We start from the raw sequence: 16,707 nt of genomic DNA, 5'->3' as shown, positions 1-16,707 counted from the left end.
ACCATAAATTTTTTATTTTATATAATGTACATACATGGTATAATTATTGTGAATTCATAAGTGACAATCATTTGGGGAATGATAGATTTTTATCAAGAATGAAATTAAATAAATGGATTACAAAATTTAAGATGAGTATATTCGCTGCTATATAATTAAAATTGATAATTAACTTAATGAGCGAGAGCAGATATACTCATCTTAATAATTCTTATACATAATCGAGTGTTGCTTTTAAATATTCAAGTAGTTATTTATTCAATAAGAAATGGTGGGTGTATGATGTTTTTACTTATTAATATTATTGGGTTAATTGTGTTTTTAGGTATTGCTGTACTTTTTTCCAGAAAGAAATCAGATATCCAGTGGAAATCTATTGGCATTTTAGTCGTAATCAACTTATTCTTAGCATGGTTCTTTATGTATTTCCCTTGGGGGAAGTCAGCGGTTCAATTATTGGCAAATGGTATATCATGGGTTATTGATTCTGCACATGTAGGTACGGGATTTGCTTTTGCCAGTTGGACAAATACAGAAATGATGGATATGGCTGTGAGTGCGCTATTTCCAATTCTATTAGTAGTACCACTTTTTGATATTTTGATGTATTTTAATATTTTACCCAAAGTTATAGGTGGTATTGGTTGGGCTTTAGCTAAAATTACACGTCAGCCAAAATTCGAATCTTTCTTTGGTATAGAAATGATGTTTTTAGGTAATACAGAAGCATTAGCAGTTTCAAATGAACAATTGAAACGCATGAAAGAAACACGTGTGTTAACAGTGGCAATGATGTCCATGAGTTCGATATCTGGTGCAATTGTTGGCGCGTATGTATCGATGATACCAGGTGACTTAGTGCTAACTGCTATTCCATTAAATATCATTAATGCAATTATAGTTTCTTCTATTTTAAATCCTGTTTCTGTGGAAGAAAAAGAAGATATTATTTATAGTATCCGTAATGAAGAAATTGAAAAACAGCCGTTTTTCTCATTTTTAGGAGATTCAGTATTAAATGCAGGTAAATTGATTTTAATCATCATTGCTTTTGTTATCAGTTTTGTTGCACTTTCTGATTTAATTGACCGTTTTATTAATTTAATCACAGGTATTATCGGTGGTTGGGCTGGTATAAAAGGAAGTTTTGGCCTAGATCAAATTCTCGGTACTTTTATGTATCCATTTGCTTTATTACTAGGATTACCGTTTGATGAGGCATGGATAGTGGCACAACAAATGGCGAAAAAAATTGTGACAAACGAATTTGTGGTGATGGGTCAAATTAAGGATGTTATTGATTCATACTCACCACACAGACGTGCAGTTATTGCAACATTTTTAGTATCGTTTGCGAACTTCTCAACAATAGGGATGATTATTGGAACATTGAAAGGCATTGTAGATAAGAAAACATCTGATTTTGTTTCGCAATATGTTCCAATGATGTTGCTTGCAGGAATTTTAGTATCGTTAATGACAGCTGGATTTGTTGGTTTGTTTGCTTGGTAATGATTGGTTGTAAGTGAATGACTCACTTAAAGATGATATATGTCGAAATAATTGTCTAGGTCTATCAATCATGTAAGAAAATTAAATACAGTGAATTTATAATCGATCGTCTTGAAGTAAAAGTTGTATTAATTACTTAGTTGATATCAATAGACGGTAAAAAAAGGAGCGTGAGAAATCAATTGATTATTGATGTCAATAACGCTCCTTTTTTATATTAATGCTTGTTCGTATATGTATTATGATGATTTTAAAATAAAAAATAAAGCCAAGTAATTGACGTGAGGAGACACATGCAATATTACTTGGCTTATACGGGAAATGAATTAATTGTATATTAATAGTAAGGACTAGGTACTAAAAATATACTCGAGCAAAAATTGTTTTGTATGTTACTATAAACAACACAAAGGAGATGGCTTCTTATTGGCAATCAATAAGAAGATAAATTTTATTATAGCAAAGGAAAGTGTATAAGTAAACCGAAAATTCAGAATTTTTGAACTTTTAAAAGTGTAATAAAAAGAAATCTTATAATATCAAGGTTTTACAAGTAAGTGATTCAGAATTTTTTTCAAATATTGTTGTGGTATGTTCGATAGTTTGCTAATATTCAATTGATTGAAGTTAATATGAGGGGGTCATGTGGGTGAATAAAACAGTACGAGATTTGTTATTCGTTATAATTGGGTCATTTATATTTTCAGCAGGCGTTAATACTTTTATCATATCTGCTGATTTAGGCGAGGGAGGCGTGACCGGTATAGCTATCGTACTTTATTATGCCTTTCACATATCTCCTGGTGTAACAAACTTTGTATTTAATGCAGTACTTATCGCTATAGGTTACAAGTTTCTAAGTAAGAGAAGTATGTATTTAACGATAATAGCGACAATATTAATCTCACTATTTTTAGAATTAACAGTGAGTTGGAAAATTGAGACAGGTAATATTTTAGTTAATGCAGTATTTGGTGGCATGTCTGTAGGTCTAGGTATTGGTATTATCGTACTTGCTGGAGGGACAACTGCAGGAACAACGATTTTAGCTAGAATTGCTAATAAATATTTAGATGTTAGTACACCTTATGCACTGTTGTTCTTTGATTTAATTGTTGTTGCAATTTCATTAACAGTAATTCCTGTTCCGAGTGCGTTGGTTACAGTAATCTCACTTTATATCGGTACAAAAGTAATGGATTATGTCATAGAAGGTTTAAATACGAAAAAAGCAATGACGATTATTTCTAGTAAACCAGATGAAATAGCTAAAGTGATTGATGAACAGGTAGGACGTGGGTTGACAATTTTAAATGGGAGAGGCTATTTCTCTAAACAAGAAAAAGACATATTGTATGTTGTTATTACTAAAACGCAAGTTAGTAAAGCGAAACGTTTAATCAAACGCATTGATAACGAAGCATTCTTAGTGATTCATGATGTTCGTGATGTTTATGGTAATGGTTTCTTAATTGATGAACATTAAAAATGAAAAAATGCTAATTAAAACCTTGGTGTATGGATTAGATCCTACATCAAGGTTTTAATTTGAGTATCGCTACAATAATCCGATAACTAAGAATTTTCTTATATTGCTAAAAAAACTGTATGGCAATTTAAAATATATTCATAAACCATACATTTTGCTTGCTATCATAAAACATTTATTAGTCATCATATCTAAAAAATGATATAATATCATCTGTGATAATGATTATCATTTAAAGGACAAATTAGAATAAAAATGACATAGATATAGATTGTTTTTGGTACATTTTGTATTAGGAAGAAGGGAAATTATGACTCGATTAGAAGGAGAACAAGTTACGATAGGTTATGGGGATAATGTTATTGTAGATAATTTAGATGTTCATATTCCGACTGGTAAAATCACATCTATTATAGGACCCAATGGTTGTGGAAAGTCTACATTACTAAAAGCATTGTCACGTCTTTTACCGATTAAAGATGGCGAAATTAAATTAGATGGTGAAAATCTGCATACACAATCAACAAAAGAAGTTGCCAAAAAAATTGCGATTTTACCACAATCACCAGAAGTGGCCGATGGACTTACGGTTGGAGAGCTTGTTTCATATGGTCGCTTTCCACATCAAAAAGGATTTGGGAGACTTTCTGCGGAAGATAAAAAGGAAATTGATTGGGCCATGAATGTAACAGGTACTTATGAATTCCGATTACGTTCTATCAACGATTTGAGTGGTGGTCAACGTCAGAGAGTATGGATTGCGATGGCATTGGCTCAAAGAACGGATATTATTTTCTTGGATGAGCCTACAACATATTTAGATATTTCACATCAATTAGAAATTTTAGAATTAATTACCCAATTAAATCAAGAACAAGGTTGTACTATTATTATGGTGTTGCATGATATTAATCAAGCAGTTCGATTCTCAGATCATCTGATTACGATGAAACAAGGAGACATTGTTGCTGCTGGAGGTACAGAAGATGTTTTAACCAAAGAAAACTTAGAAAAAGTATTCAATATAGATGTAGAGATTAGTACAGACCCTAGAACAGGGAAACCTATGCTAGTTACCTATGATTTATGTAGAAAAAGCTATTCAGAAATTTAGGTGTAATCATGGCTACGCAAAAAAAGGGAAAATTAAGCTTCACAACAACATTAATAATTAGTTTGGTTCTATTAGTCATTGCTTTGACGGTATCAATATTGATTGGAGATGCTAAAATTCACATTTCTACAATATTTGATGCGATATTTAATTATGATAATAAGAATCAACAACATAATATTATTAGTGAAATACGTATACCAAGAGATATAGGAGCAATGCTTGTAGGTGTAGCATTAGCGACTTCAGGTGCAGTCATTCAAGGCGTTACTAAAAATGGTTTAGCAGATCCGAGTTTAATCGGATTAAATTCAGGCGCTTCATTTATGTTAGCGCTAACTTTTGCATTTTATCCAACAGCACCATTTATAGTGCTTATGATTGCAGGATTTATCGGAGCAATCATGGGTGGATTTATTGTATTGATGATTGGCAGGTCAAGAAGTGATGGCTTTAATCCGATGAGAATTATACTGGCCGGAGCTGCCGTAAGTGCTTTGCTAACAGCCTTGAGTCAAGGTGTAGCGTTATTGTTTAGATTAAATCAAAGTTTAACGTTTTGGAGCGCTGGTGGAGTTTCTGGTACGACTTGGGGGCAGCTTGTTTGGGCAGCACCATTTATTATTATTGCATTAGTTATCATTATTGCGATGAGTAAACATCTAACTATTTTAAATTTAGGTGAAACTTTAGCAATTGGATTGGGACAAAATGTTGCTTTAACACGTGCAATTGCTTTGATTATATCCATGGTTATGGCAGGTATTGCCGTAGCAATGGTGGGTCAAATAGCATTTGTAGGACTAATGGTTCCACATATTGTACGTTATTTAGTTGGTACAGACTACGCTCGTGTTCTGCCATTAACTGCTGTTATTGGCGGATTATTGCTACTCGTTGCTGATACGGTAGCGCGCATGTTAGGTGAAGCTCCAGTAGGTGCAATCATTTCATTTATTGGCGTACCTTACTTCTTGTATTTGGTTAAACGAGGAGGACGCTTTTCATGATAGACCCAAAATTAAGATATAAACAGTTCATTACCATGATTATTCTTATAATATTGGTGGTATTTGCATGTGCTTGGAGTATGACTTCAGGTGAATATAAGATGTCTATAGGTACTTTTTTTAAAACGCTTATAGGTCAAGGTGAATATACCGACACACTCATACTTATGGAATTTAGATTTCCGAGAATGGTTATTACTATTTTAGCTGGTGCTGCTTTAGCAATGAGCGGAGCTATCATACAAAGTGTAACTAAAAACCCTTTAGCGGAACCTGGTATTTTAGGTATAAATGCAGGAAGTGGGTTTGCTATAGCACTATTTATTGTAGTTGGTCAAGTGAATGCAGATAATTTTGTATATGTATTACCAATTATAAGTATGATCGGTGGTATACTGACTGCGCTAGTTATTTTTTCATTTAGTTATAATAAAGGAGAAGGTATCACACCAGCAAGTATGGTGTTAGTAGGCGTGGGTATGGCTACTGCTTTAAGTGGTGGGTCCTTGACGTTAATGTCAACATTTGACGAAGATCAATCAGAGTTTATTGCTTCATGGCTTGCGGGTAATATTTGGGGCGATGAATGGGCGTTTGTAATTGCCTTTTTACCTTGGGTCATTGTACTGATACCGTTTTTATTATTAAAAGCGAATGTTTTAAATTTATTAAATACGCATCAACATATTGCTCAAGGTGTAGGTGTGAAAATTGGTAGAGAACGAATTGTATTATTGTTAATAGCAGTAGTTCTGTCGTCAGCTGCAGTATCCGTGGCAGGAGCTATTGGTTTTATAGGTTTGTTAGGTCCACATATTGCTAAATCAATTGTTGGTCCGAGACATCAAATGTTTCTACCAATTTCCATATTTATTGGTGCCTTTTTACTTGTGTTGGCAGACACTGTCGGACAAGTGATATTACAGCCTTCTGGTATGCCAGCTGGTATTGTTGTATCAATCATAGGCGCACCTTATTTTTTATATTTAATGTATAAAACAAAATCAGTTTAAATATGAAAATAGAAATCATTAAATGTTTGTGTGTAATAAATAAGTATGCAATAAAATTTCGTTATAACTAGATAGTCATTTAAGAAAAACTTTACAGATGGGCGGGTTTTAGAATCAATTTTGAAAAAGATTGATTGAGAACCCGCTCTTTTTTTTAAATAAACCCTTTGAGTTGTTAGCGTTTACATTTGTGTGTAGGGTATACTATAAGTGAATAGTGAAAACAGGAGGTCCTCAATATGAAAAAGCTCATTAAAGATAAAACACAATTTTTACCAGATATGTTAGATGGTCTTTCGATTTCAAATAAAAATGTCGAAGTAATTGCTGATACGGTGGTTGTACGTAAACATAAAAAAGAAAAAGGCGTAGCGATTGTATCTGGTGGTGGCAGTGGTCATGAGCCTGCACATGCAGGTTACGTAGCGCAAGGTATGTTAGATGCTGCAGTGTGTGGTGAGGTATTTACATCTCCAACGCCAGATAAAATTTTAAGTGCGATTAAAGCTGTGGACAATGGAGATGGTGTACTGCTTGTTGTAAAAAACTATGCAGGTGATGTCATGAATTTTGAAATGGCACAAGAAATGGCAGAAATGGAAGATATCCAAGTAGAAACCGTTGTGGTCAAAGACGATGTTGCTGTTAGTGATGAAGCGCAACGTAGAGGTGTTGCTGGTACAGTATTTGTGCATAAAATAGCTGGATATTTAGCAGAAAACGGAGCCTCACTATCGCAAATTAAAGAAAAATTAAATGAATTATTACCAACTATCAAATCAATAGGTATGGCTTTAACGCCACCATTGGTTCCAACAACAGGTCAATATGGCTTTGATATAGATGATGAATCTATGGAGATTGGTATCGGCATACATGGTGAAAAAGGTCTCTCACGCCAAAAAGTTGAAAGTGTAGATTTAGTCGTTGAACGATTGATTGCCGAATTATTGAAAGAGGTAGATGATGAACGACTTATTGTGATGATAAACGGTATGGGAGCTACACCTTTATCTGAACTAAATATTGCAACTAAATACGTGGCACAACAACTCGAAGATAAACAAAAAGATGTGAAATTATGGTTAGTTGGAGACTATATGACTTCATTAGATATGGAAGGTTTATCAATAACATTTTTACCATATACGGAACAAGTTTATGAAGCATTGATTGCACCGACAAGTAGCCCGTACTTTAATGCTTAAATAAAAAATATAGGTTAGGAAGTGAAGCGGAATGAATGTGTCAGAGTTAAAAGAGAGATTGCTTAATTTAGTTGATGTCTTTGAAGAGAAAGAATCATTATTAACAGAATTAGATAGAGCAATTGGTGACGGTGATCATGGCGTAAATATGTTAAGAGGGTTTAAAGCCTTGCCCGACCAGCTAGATGATAGCTCTGTGTCTGCATTATTAAAATCTACTGGTATGACTTTAATGTCTAATATTGGTGGTGCTTCTGGTCCACTTTATGGATTTAGTTTTGTGAAAATGTCTCAAGTTGTTGGTGATGAAATTGATAAAGAGAATTTAAAAACAATGCTTAACACATTTTCGGAGGCAGTTGCGCAACGTGGGAAAGTAGAGTTAAATGAAAAGACAATGTATGACGTTATTGAACGTACCAACAAAGCGATAAATAATGGTGAAACTTTATCATTTGAAGATTTACAATCTTTGGCAGAAGCAACTAAGGATATAGAAGCAACGAAAGGTAGAGCAGCCTATTTTAAAGAAGCGTCAAAAGGGCATGTGGACCCGGGTGCACAAAGCAGTGTATATATTTTAAACGCATTAATAGGAGCTGATTAATATGACACAAATTATTATTGTAAGCCATAGTAAAGAGATAGCAGATGGTACAAAAGCTTTGGTAAATCAAATGGTAGGAGAGAATATTAAGATTACAGCACAAGGTGGTGTGCATGGTGAAATTGGCACATCATATGATGATATCCAAACAATGGTGAATCAAGTAGATGACGACGCATTATGTTTTTATGACATAGGTTCTGCTGAAATGAATACAGATTTAGCGATTGAGATGTATGAGGGAGAGCATCGTTTAGAAAAAATAGATGCCCCTATTGTTGAAGGTACTTTTACTGCAGCAGTAAATCTTTCTGTAGGAAAGACTATAGATGAAGTGTTAGATGAGTTGAATACGAAATTTGGCTAAGTCAACGTATTAATCAATGATCTCTTTCAAGTAGTTATAATGATATATATAGCGTATGTCGTTCTAACTGCTTCAATTAACTTGACAAAAATATTCTTTTTTATATGAATATATAATTAAGATATGGTAAAATGAGACTTAACTGTTAAAGAAATCTGGATATCTAGGAGGACATTGCAATGAAAGAATTGATACAAAAGCATGTCTTAAACGGCGAATTTGAATCAGTATACCGTCTTATGTCCCAGACAGATTTTATGGAATTTGAAGAAGCTTATATCTCAAGCGCTCATGAAGTGGAAAGTATCATGTTTTATACATGTATTTTAGATATGATGAAAACTGAAGAAACAGCAGAAATGCATGACTTAGCTTTTCTACTACTCGTTTATCCATTAAGTGAACTACAAGGTGCTTTAGATTCTGCATATTATCATGCAGAATCATCCATAAAACTTACTGACGGCAAAGAAGTAAAAAGCTTATTACAGATGTTGTTATTACATGCAGTTCCTGAACCAGTCATTTCTGATAAAAAAGCATTAGAGATTTCTCGTCAAATACTTAAACTAGATCCAACAAATAGCGTTGCGCGTAATGTACTAAAAGAAACAGCAAAACGTTTAGATAATGTTGTCGTTGATTTCAATGAACTTAATCGTTTTAAAAATGCACATTAACTTGAGTAAGTGACAGTTAAATCATAGAATAGTGTTTAATTCTGATGTGAAAACAATTGTATATGAAAATGACTTTTTGAGGCTGAGACAAATTGATTGTCTCAGCCTTTTTCATGAGCATAGCTCAGGTATTTATTTTAAATCAGTAATGTTTCTGCTTCGTTTTTCTTTGTTTTATTGTTATAACATTAATGAAAATAAGACTTAAATTTATTTTTTATATTTGTTTGGTACATTAGATGATGAAGCAATGAAAATTTTTTCAAAAAATTTTTCATTATAATTTTTGAATTATTATGAAATTTAGAAATGTATAAATTTGCAAAAAGTTATTGGAATTTATTCATATTTATAGTGTATCTTGGAATTGACGATTTATTTTTAAAAGATAAAATGAATGATTAAAAAGAAATATATTGCTTAACTATTATGTTTAATTTTAATGAATTGTGCAAATCTTAATTTTCTCATGTTGCAAATTACAGTCAGTACGTTATAATTACAAAATGTGTTAACTATGAGGAGGTTATTTATCACATGGGGTTGAATAAAGAAGCTATAAAAATTGGTTTCGCTTACGTCGGTATCGTAGTAGGTGCTGGCTTTTCAACAGGACAGGAAGTTATGCAATTCTTCTCGCCATATGGCTTATGGTCATATATTGGTGTTTTACTTTCTGGGCTAATTTTAGGATTTATTGGTAGACAAGTTGCGAAAATTGGTACTGCGTTTGACGCACAAAACCATGAATCAACTTTGGACTACTTATTTGGAAATGCGTTCAGTAAAATCGTAGATTACTTACTAATCTTTTTCTTATTTGGTATTTCAGTTACTATGATTGCTGGAGCAGGATCAACATTTCAAGAAAGTTTCGGTGTACCAACGTGGTTAGGTGCATTGATAATGGTAATTGCAATATATATCACACTATTGATGGACTTTAATAAAATCGTACGAGCTTTAGGTATTGTTACGCCATTCTTAATTATATTAGTAGTTATTATTGCTGCTTACTATCTTTTCAATGGTAGTATTTCATTAGGTAAAGTTAACGAAACTGTACCAAGTGACAGCTTATGGTTAGGTATACTTAAAGGTATTAACTATGGTGGTCTTGCATTTGCGGTAGGATTCAGTACTATTGTCGCTATAGGCGGCGATGCTTCAAGACGTCGTGTTTCAGGCGCTGGTGCGCTATTTGGTGGTATTATTTATACCGTGTTATTAGCGTTAATTAACTTTGCATTACAGTCTGAATTTCCAAAAATCAAAGATGCAGATATTCCGATGTTAACATTAGCAAATGCAATTAATCCTTGGATAGCACTAGTGTTATCAGTAATTATGTTAGCAGTAATGTATAATACAATTCTTGGTTTAATGTATTCATTTGCAGCGAGATTTACAGAACCGTATAGTAAAAAATATCATATCTTTATCATAGTTATGGTACTTGTGGCTTATGGTTTAAGCTTTGTAGGTTTCGCAGGTTTAATCAACTATTTATATCCAATAATGGGATATGTTGGTCTTATTGTTGTTATTGGAGTACTTATTAAGTATTACAGTAGAAAACGACAAAACAAGAAATTTATTGCTTAACTTTTAAAAGTGAAAAATTGTAAATTGATATATGATATAACTCAGCTTGCTAACGTATGCAAGCTGAGTTTTCTAGTTTATTATCCTTGTAATACTATTGTGAATTTATTTATTATGGTACAATGCTTCCGAAAGGAAAGGTAATCTATGAAGAAAAAACATAAATGGACCCTTATCACAACGTTTATCATAGTCACGGTTGTAGTAGTTATGGCAGTACTTTTAAAACTACAGTATGATAGACAAAACTCGAGTAGAGTAAACGAAAAAGTTCAAATTAATAATAAAAATGTGAATGCTTTTACAAATATCACATATGGAAAAGGGGCACCCAATAGTCGACTTGATATATTAACGCCAAATGAATTAGACCAAGATAACAAACTTCCAGTCATCTTTTGGATGCATGGCGGAGGATTTATTGCGGGAGATAAACAATATAAAAACCCATTATTATCTAAAATTGCTGAACAAGGATATATTGTGGTGAATATTAATTATGCACTTGCACCAGATTTTAAATATCCTACCCAGTTACAACAGATTGATCAAGCGGTAAGTTTTATTAAGAGAAATAAACATGAGTTACCAATTGATTTCAATCAAGTTATTTTTGGCGGTGATTCTGCAGGTGCGCAGTTATCAAGCCAATATACAGCAATACAAACGAATAAATCTTTAAGAGAGGATATGAACTTTAAGCAACAATTTGAAGCAGATCAGCTTAAAGCAGCTATCTTTTTTGGTGGCTTTTATGACATGAAGACAGTTAGAGCGACAGAATTCCCAAGAATTCAGCTCTTTATGGAAAGCTATACTGGAAAACGAGATTGGGAACAACAATTTAAGTATATAAGTGAGATGTCTACCATCAATCAAGTTACAGAAGATTATCCGCCAACATTTTTATCAGTGGGCGATGCCGACCCATTTTATAGTCAGAATATTGAATTCTATAAAAAATTAAAGTCAACAGACGTACCGGTGGATACATTATTTTATGACGGTTCTCATAAGTTGAGACATCAGTATCAATTTCATATGGAATTGCCAGAATCACAGCAAAATATGAAAGACGTCTTAAGGTTTTTAAGCAGAAATACAACTTCTTCAGGCGTTGAAACGGAATATCAATCTGAAGAAGCGAATCCAAATGGAGTTGAATTAAACCCATATTAGATATCGATGATGTAACTATGTTTGATTTAAATAACATCAATGTTTTAAGGAAATAAAAAAACACTTTCGTTGAATGCAAATGAGATGTATTCATACGGAAGTGTTTTTTATTAATAATGTATATACTCGATTTAATTTAGTCGTTCTTTTGACTAAACGATTGAAATTGAAATAGTAGGATATACAGAACATATGGAAGTGATAACCTAATGGTGTAAGCAAGCTAGGTTTGGTTGGTATCTTCTACACTTCAATAATGGTTTAATTGTTAAAATATAGATGAAGACGAAGTTGTCATTTGGATATTTATCCAAAAACGATTAAACTGCAAATAAGGAACTATTTACTAATTTATTACATTAAAATCATTAAATTAGTAATTTTGCCATGATATATTTATTATAATATCGATGATCAATAAACAATTTATCTTTAAGTTCTCCTTCGACTTGATAGTTTGCACTTTTAAATAAATCAACAGCGGTCGTATTTTCGGGAACTACTTCAACTTCAATACGGTGAATGTCATGGTTTAAGCACCAAGCTTCTATGGAATTAATTAATGATTGTCCTAATCCTTTTTCACGATAATGCCTTATAACTCCCATAGAAAAGTGTGCTTCATGTCGTGTACGTTCGAAACTTTCGGTAGTGACAATTGCAAATCCTACGAGTTCGCCATTGATTTCTGCAATATAAATTGCATTAGAAGGAGAAGTTATATAATGTTCTAAGGTTGCAATAGCATCCGTATTAGAGGGCGCATACTCACCAGGATTGTATATCAAATAATCAGATTCATCATAGATTGTACTTAATAGTTTTATAAAAGGTTCTATATCGTTGATACCAATTTCTCGAATTTGATGAACCATATATGTCCACTCCTCATTTCTAATTTTTAAAACTCAGTTATAGTATAACTTAACATCATTAACATGAATTTACTAGGGAATATTTAAAACAAGAAAAATATATGATAAAGGATGTCGTATAATGAAACCAAATATATTGCTTGCGGGTGTTACAGGTTATATAGGAAAATATCTAATTGAATCCATTAAAGATGAAGGAATCTTATATACATTGTCTAAGTATCCAAAAGAAAAAGAATATCAAGAAATTATTTGGCTTGAAAAAGATATTTATAACTATAATGATGTTTTAACTGCTATGGACGGTATAGATATTGCAATATTTTATTTAGATCCAACCAAGCATTCTGCTAAGCTGACGCATGCAACTGCTAGAGATATCAATTTGATAGCTGCAGATAATTTTGGGAGAGCTGCTGCCAAACAAGGTGTGAGTAAGATAATATATATTAGTGGTAGTCGCTTCGATGTTGAAACGAAGCAGCGTTTATCAGCATACGGTACTGAAGTAGAAGAAACGACGGCAGAAGTCGCCCGCCCTCACGTAGCAGTTGAGTTACAGACTTCGAAATATGATGATGTCAGAAGTGCGTTAAGTATACAACTACCGATGAATTGGACATTAAGCCAAATGGTAACATATTATTTTAAGTGGCTAGATGAAACGAAAGGAACATTGTTGCATACAGCAAAACAAGGGGATAATTTCATTGTGTACATGAAAAACAAACGCAAACCTATACTAGTACTACGCAAAGAGAACACTGAAAAAGACATCATTACGTTGCATCTTGTGAGTGGTAGAATTGTAAAACCTAATTTAAAAAAGCAAGGGAAATTAGAATTTCGCAAATTAAAAGACACACAACAAGTCATCGTTCATTTGTTTGATTATATTCCTAAATTAACTTGGCCTGTTTATTACTTAATGCAATCACCTTTCCAAGATTTAATGATGCGAGGATTTGAAATTGATTGCCGCATTAAACATTACCAAGGTCGAATTAACTCCGGGGAAAATATAAAATATACAAAATAATTGAGGTGAGCTTATGGAAATTTTATTAGTGGAAGATGATATGACTTTATTTAAGGAACTTAGTGAAGAGTTGGAACAGTGGGACTTTAATGTTAATGGTATCGATGATTTTAATCTTGTAATAGAGAAGTTTAAAGCGGTTGATCCGGCAATAGTTATTATGGATGTTAAGCTACCCAAATATGATGGGTTTTACTGGACGAGAAAGATTCGCGAAATATCAAACACACCAATTTTATTTTTATCTTCAAGAGATAATCCAATGGATCAGGTAATGAGCATGGAATTAGGCGCAGATGACTATGTTCAAAAACCATTTAATACAAACATTTTAATTGCTAAACTACAAGCGATTTATAGACGCGTTTATCAATTTAGTATAGATGAGAAAAGAGTCATAACTTGGCAACAAGCGACACTCGACCTTACTAAGGATAGTATTAATAAAGACGATCAAGTCATATATTTATCTAAAACAGAAATGATTATTTTAGAGATGTTAGTGAAAAAACAAGATACGATTGTTACTAGAGATACATTAATAACTGCACTTTGGGATGATGAAGCATTTGTCAGCGATAATACATTAACAGTCAATGTGAATCGGTTAAGAAAAAAGCTTGCAGATATTAATATGAAAGATGCAATTGAAACGAAAATCGGTAAGGGATATATGGCTCATGGATAGTATGAAATGGGTATGGTTATTCCTGCGTTCACGTAAAAACTGGATATTTTGGTTGCTTGTTTTACAATTCATCTTTTTAGGTATTGCTTTTTTAGATTATGATTTAAATGTAAATAGTGTTTTATATATAATTATTTTAAATATAGGGTTAAGCTGTATTTTCTTATTATTTACATATTTAAAAGAAGTTAAGTTTTATAAGCACTTAGATGATAATATAGAACCCGAAGCGTTAAAGCATAAATCATTGGCCGATACGCCGTTCCAAGAAGAAATGTTAGCATATTTATATCATCAAATTACGACACAAAAAAGTTTAGTGACTAAGCAAAAACAACAAATCAAATCTACGGAAGCTGCGTTAACAGATTTTGTGCATGATATTAAGACGCCTGTCACTGCTTTAAAATTATTAATTGAAAAAGAAAGCGATGATAATAGAAGACGTGCACTCTTATTTGAATGGACACGTATCAATGACATGCTAGATAAACATCTATTTCTGACTCGATTAGAGTCGCAAAATAAAGATATGTATTATGAAAATGTTTACTTAAAACGTTTAGTTATAGACGAAATACAAATCACTAGATATATTAGCCAAGCGAAAGGTATAGATTTTGAACTTGAATTTGATGACAATTATAAAGTATATACAGATACGAAATGGTGTCGCATGATGATAAGACAAATTCTTTCCAATGCTGTTAAATACAGTGAAAACAGCACGATTCATGTAAGCGGCAAACTACTCGAAAACCATGTGACGTTGGAAATTAAGGATGAAGGTAGAGGAATCAGCAAAAAAGATTTGCCGAGAATTTTTGATAAAGGTTTTACTTCAACGGAAAATCGTAATGAAACGACATCTTCTGGAATTGGTTTATATTTGGTGAAAAATGTAAAAGAGAAATTAGGGATAACTGTTCATATCAATTCTGAAGTTAATAATGGAACGAAAGTGCAATTTGTTTTTCCAAACCAAAATGAAATAGTTAGCATGTTATCTGATTATTGATATTGCTCATGTACATTGTATAAAAAACTCTATAACCATTAAAAAAGCGACGTTTGACGCATAAATGATGCGATGAACGATAAGAAGGCAATTTCTAATTTTATGGAGAAATTGTCTTTTTTTATTATCAACCTTTGATGCAATTAAAATAAAACATATCTACATTTAACTTTATTTAGGATGAAATAGAGCGCAGAATAAAATTTTTGATAGTATCTACAAATTCAAAAAATCAACTTTCTTTTGAACTAATTGTATCTAATTTAAGTTTGATATATAGAAAAATAATTGTTGCTTAAAAATAGTAATTATGCAAATATTGCTATTGTGTGTTTTGATATATGAATTTATAGATTTTAAAATCATTTTTGAAAAATTATAAATTTCGCAGATCAATATACACAAAATTATTAATTTAACGAAAATGTAATGTTAAGAATTTGTAAATTTAATTGTAGGATTGTTAAAATTGTGCTATTTTCAAATAAGGACAAATCAACATTTGTGAGATTTTTTAAACCTAGTAAGCAAAAACTCATTTACATAATTTTAATAAAATTAAAACAGTAATGGGTCTATTGTAAATCTTGCCAATCTTAATTTGTCTAGAAAAGAATGTAATTTTTTAAATTTATTGAAGGTGATTATATTGGTCACTGTAAATGGAGGATTTTTTGAATGTTTAACAAGAAAAAAGATAAGTTCATGGTGAAACTTGAAGAAATGGTTTTCAACTTAGACCGTGCAGCAATTGAATTTGGTAAAATGGATTTTAATACACACTTAGACCTTAAAGCATACTCAGATAATATTAAAACTTACGAATCACATGGTGACGAGCTCATGCATCAAGTGATTTCGGATTTGAACCAAACATTCATTACACCTATTGAACGTGAGGATATCCTCTCTTTATGTAACGCTATTGATGATGTTTTAGATGCAATAGAAGAAACATCAGCAATGTTTGAAATGTACTCTATAGAATATACCGATGAATATATGGCTGAATTTGTTGATAATATCCAAAAAGCTATTGCTGAAATGAAATTAGCAGTAGGCTTACTTGTCGATAAAAAATTATCTCACATGCGCATTCATTCTATTAATATTAAAGAATTTGAAACTAACTGTGATGGTATATTACGTCAGTCAATTAAACATATTTTTAACAGTGAAACTGATCCTATCACGCTTATTAAAATCAAAGAGATTTATGAAAGTTTAGAAGAAATTGCCGATAAATGTCAAGCTGTAGCGAATAACTTTGAAACAATAATAATGAAAAATAGCTAAGGAGTCC

General features: G+C 32.2%; 16 protein-coding genes. 15 read left to right on the top strand and 1 reads right to left on the bottom strand.

Annotated elements, in window-relative coordinates:
• Positions 1 to 282: 282 nt before the first annotated feature.
• The 11 genes from JG554_RS10955 to JG554_RS10905 all read left to right on the top strand — a co-directional run bounded on the left by JG554_RS10955 (position 283) and on the right by JG554_RS10905 (position 11,784).
• Positions 283 to 1,512, top strand: coding sequence for a NupC/NupG family nucleoside CNT transporter (locus JG554_RS10955; protein ID WP_070038985.1), 1,230 nt, complete (start codon positions 283 to 285; stop codon positions 1,510 to 1,512).
• 649 nt (positions 1,513 to 2,161) lie between these two features.
• The gene (locus JG554_RS10950) at positions 2,162 to 2,998 is read left to right on the top strand and encodes a YitT family protein (protein ID WP_046207325.1); all 837 of its coding nucleotides are present in this window, start codon (positions 2,162 to 2,164) and stop codon (positions 2,996 to 2,998) included.
• A gap of 313 nt (positions 2,999 to 3,311) precedes the next feature.
• Positions 3,312 to 4,115, top strand: coding sequence for an ABC transporter ATP-binding protein (locus JG554_RS10945; RefSeq protein WP_046207326.1), 804 nt, complete (start codon positions 3,312 to 3,314; stop codon positions 4,113 to 4,115).
• 8 nt (positions 4,116 to 4,123) lie between these two features.
• Positions 4,124 to 5,125 carry a FecCD family ABC transporter permease gene (locus JG554_RS10940; RefSeq protein WP_046207327.1) on the top strand — a complete coding sequence of 334 codons (1,002 nt, stop codon included), beginning with the start codon at positions 4,124 to 4,126 and terminating at the stop codon, positions 5,123 to 5,125.
• The gene (locus JG554_RS10935; protein ID WP_046207328.1) at positions 5,122 to 6,138 is read left to right on the top strand and encodes a FecCD family ABC transporter permease; all 1,017 of its coding nucleotides are present in this window, start codon (positions 5,122 to 5,124) and stop codon (positions 6,136 to 6,138) included. The genes JG554_RS10940 and JG554_RS10935 overlap by 4 nt, the downstream gene beginning before the upstream one ends.
• A 239-nt stretch (positions 6,139 to 6,377) precedes the next feature.
• Positions 6,378 to 7,346: a dihydroxyacetone kinase subunit DhaK gene (dhaK, locus tag JG554_RS10930; protein WP_107360151.1), complete on the top strand. Its 969-nt coding sequence runs from the start codon at positions 6,378 to 6,380 to the stop codon at positions 7,344 to 7,346.
• Positions 7,347 to 7,377: 31 nt separating this feature from the next.
• Complete coding sequence (gene dhaL, locus JG554_RS10925; RefSeq protein ID WP_070657597.1) at positions 7,378 to 7,953, top strand: dihydroxyacetone kinase subunit DhaL; 576 nt, start codon at positions 7,378 to 7,380, stop codon at positions 7,951 to 7,953.
• Between the two features lies 1 nt (position 7,954).
• The gene (gene dhaM / locus JG554_RS10920) at positions 7,955 to 8,320 is read left to right on the top strand and encodes a dihydroxyacetone kinase phosphoryl donor subunit DhaM (protein WP_046207331.1); all 366 of its coding nucleotides are present in this window, start codon (positions 7,955 to 7,957) and stop codon (positions 8,318 to 8,320) included.
• Between the two features lie 179 nt (positions 8,321 to 8,499).
• Positions 8,500 to 9,000, top strand: coding sequence for a hypothetical protein (locus JG554_RS10915; protein ID WP_046207332.1), 501 nt, complete (start codon positions 8,500 to 8,502; stop codon positions 8,998 to 9,000).
• 537 nt (positions 9,001 to 9,537) lie between these two features.
• Positions 9,538 to 10,605 carry a YkvI family membrane protein gene (locus tag JG554_RS10910; protein ID WP_064209560.1) on the top strand — a complete coding sequence of 356 codons (1,068 nt, stop codon included), beginning with the start codon at positions 9,538 to 9,540 and terminating at the stop codon, positions 10,603 to 10,605.
• 147 nt (positions 10,606 to 10,752) lie between these two features.
• Positions 10,753 to 11,784: an alpha/beta hydrolase gene (locus JG554_RS10905; RefSeq protein ID WP_070038992.1), complete on the top strand. Its 1,032-nt coding sequence runs from the start codon at positions 10,753 to 10,755 to the stop codon at positions 11,782 to 11,784.
• Between the two features lie 368 nt (positions 11,785 to 12,152).
• Here JG554_RS10905 and JG554_RS10900 read toward each other — a convergent pair whose 3' ends face one another.
• Positions 12,153 to 12,659, bottom strand: coding sequence for a GNAT family N-acetyltransferase (locus JG554_RS10900; protein WP_203265304.1), 507 nt, complete (start codon positions 12,657 to 12,659; stop codon positions 12,153 to 12,155).
• Between the two features lie 121 nt (positions 12,660 to 12,780).
• Between JG554_RS10900 and JG554_RS10895 the strand changes: the two genes are divergently transcribed.
• The 4 genes from JG554_RS10895 to JG554_RS10880 all read left to right on the top strand — a co-directional run bounded on the left by JG554_RS10895 (position 12,781) and on the right by JG554_RS10880 (position 16,700).
• The gene (locus tag JG554_RS10895; protein ID WP_046207336.1) at positions 12,781 to 13,698 is read left to right on the top strand and encodes an NAD-dependent epimerase/dehydratase family protein; all 918 of its coding nucleotides are present in this window, start codon (positions 12,781 to 12,783) and stop codon (positions 13,696 to 13,698) included.
• A gap of 13 nt (positions 13,699 to 13,711) precedes the next feature.
• Positions 13,712 to 14,386: a response regulator transcription factor gene (locus JG554_RS10890; protein WP_046207337.1), complete on the top strand. Its 675-nt coding sequence runs from the start codon at positions 13,712 to 13,714 to the stop codon at positions 14,384 to 14,386.
• Positions 14,379 to 15,404 (top strand): sensor histidine kinase, encoded by a 1,026-nt coding sequence (locus JG554_RS10885; RefSeq protein WP_046207338.1) that lies wholly within the window; start codon positions 14,379 to 14,381, stop codon positions 15,402 to 15,404. Before JG554_RS10890 ends, JG554_RS10885 begins: the two co-directional genes overlap by 8 nt.
• A gap of 678 nt (positions 15,405 to 16,082) precedes the next feature.
• Complete coding sequence (locus tag JG554_RS10880) at positions 16,083 to 16,700, top strand: DUF47 domain-containing protein (protein ID WP_019468170.1); 618 nt, start codon at positions 16,083 to 16,085, stop codon at positions 16,698 to 16,700.
• Positions 16,701 to 16,707: the final 7 nt, after the last annotated feature.

Source organism: Staphylococcus sp. 11-B-312 (assembly GCF_016743055.1).
GTDB classification, from domain to species: domain Bacteria; phylum Bacillota; class Bacilli; order Staphylococcales; family Staphylococcaceae; genus Staphylococcus; species Staphylococcus ureilyticus.
This window is presented reverse-complemented; position numbering and strand designations above follow the sequence as displayed.

Excerpts from the sequence above, each read along its gene's own strand:
- JG554_RS10955 (WP_070038985.1), top strand. The coding sequence starts at position 283 with ATGTTTTTACTTATTAATATTATTGGGTTAATTGTGTTTTTAGGTATT.
- JG554_RS10945 (WP_046207326.1), top strand. The coding sequence starts at position 3,312 with ATGACTCGATTAGAAGGAGAACAAGTTACGATAGGTTATGGGGATAAT.
- JG554_RS10940 (WP_046207327.1), top strand. The coding sequence starts at position 4,124 with ATGGCTACGCAAAAAAAGGGAAAATTAAGCTTCACAACAACATTAATA.
- JG554_RS10935 (WP_046207328.1), top strand. The coding sequence starts at position 5,122 with ATGATAGACCCAAAATTAAGATATAAACAGTTCATTACCATGATTATT.
- dhaK (WP_107360151.1), top strand. The coding sequence starts at position 6,378 with ATGAAAAAGCTCATTAAAGATAAAACACAATTTTTACCAGATATGTTA.
- dhaL (WP_070657597.1), top strand. The coding sequence starts at position 7,378 with ATGAATGTGTCAGAGTTAAAAGAGAGATTGCTTAATTTAGTTGATGTC.
- dhaM (WP_046207331.1), top strand. The coding sequence starts at position 7,955 with ATGACACAAATTATTATTGTAAGCCATAGTAAAGAGATAGCAGATGGT.
- JG554_RS10915 (WP_046207332.1), top strand. The coding sequence starts at position 8,500 with ATGAAAGAATTGATACAAAAGCATGTCTTAAACGGCGAATTTGAATCA.
- JG554_RS10910 (WP_064209560.1), top strand. The coding sequence starts at position 9,538 with ATGGGGTTGAATAAAGAAGCTATAAAAATTGGTTTCGCTTACGTCGGT.
- JG554_RS10905 (WP_070038992.1), top strand. The coding sequence starts at position 10,753 with ATGAAGAAAAAACATAAATGGACCCTTATCACAACGTTTATCATAGTC.
- JG554_RS10900 (WP_203265304.1), bottom strand. The coding sequence starts at position 12,659 with ATGGTTCATCAAATTCGAGAAATTGGTATCAACGATATAGAACCTTTT.
- JG554_RS10895 (WP_046207336.1), top strand. The coding sequence starts at position 12,781 with ATGAAACCAAATATATTGCTTGCGGGTGTTACAGGTTATATAGGAAAA.
- JG554_RS10890 (WP_046207337.1), top strand. The coding sequence starts at position 13,712 with ATGGAAATTTTATTAGTGGAAGATGATATGACTTTATTTAAGGAACTT.
- JG554_RS10885 (WP_046207338.1), top strand. The coding sequence starts at position 14,379 with ATGGATAGTATGAAATGGGTATGGTTATTCCTGCGTTCACGTAAAAAC.
- JG554_RS10880 (WP_019468170.1), top strand. The coding sequence starts at position 16,083 with ATGTTTAACAAGAAAAAAGATAAGTTCATGGTGAAACTTGAAGAAATG.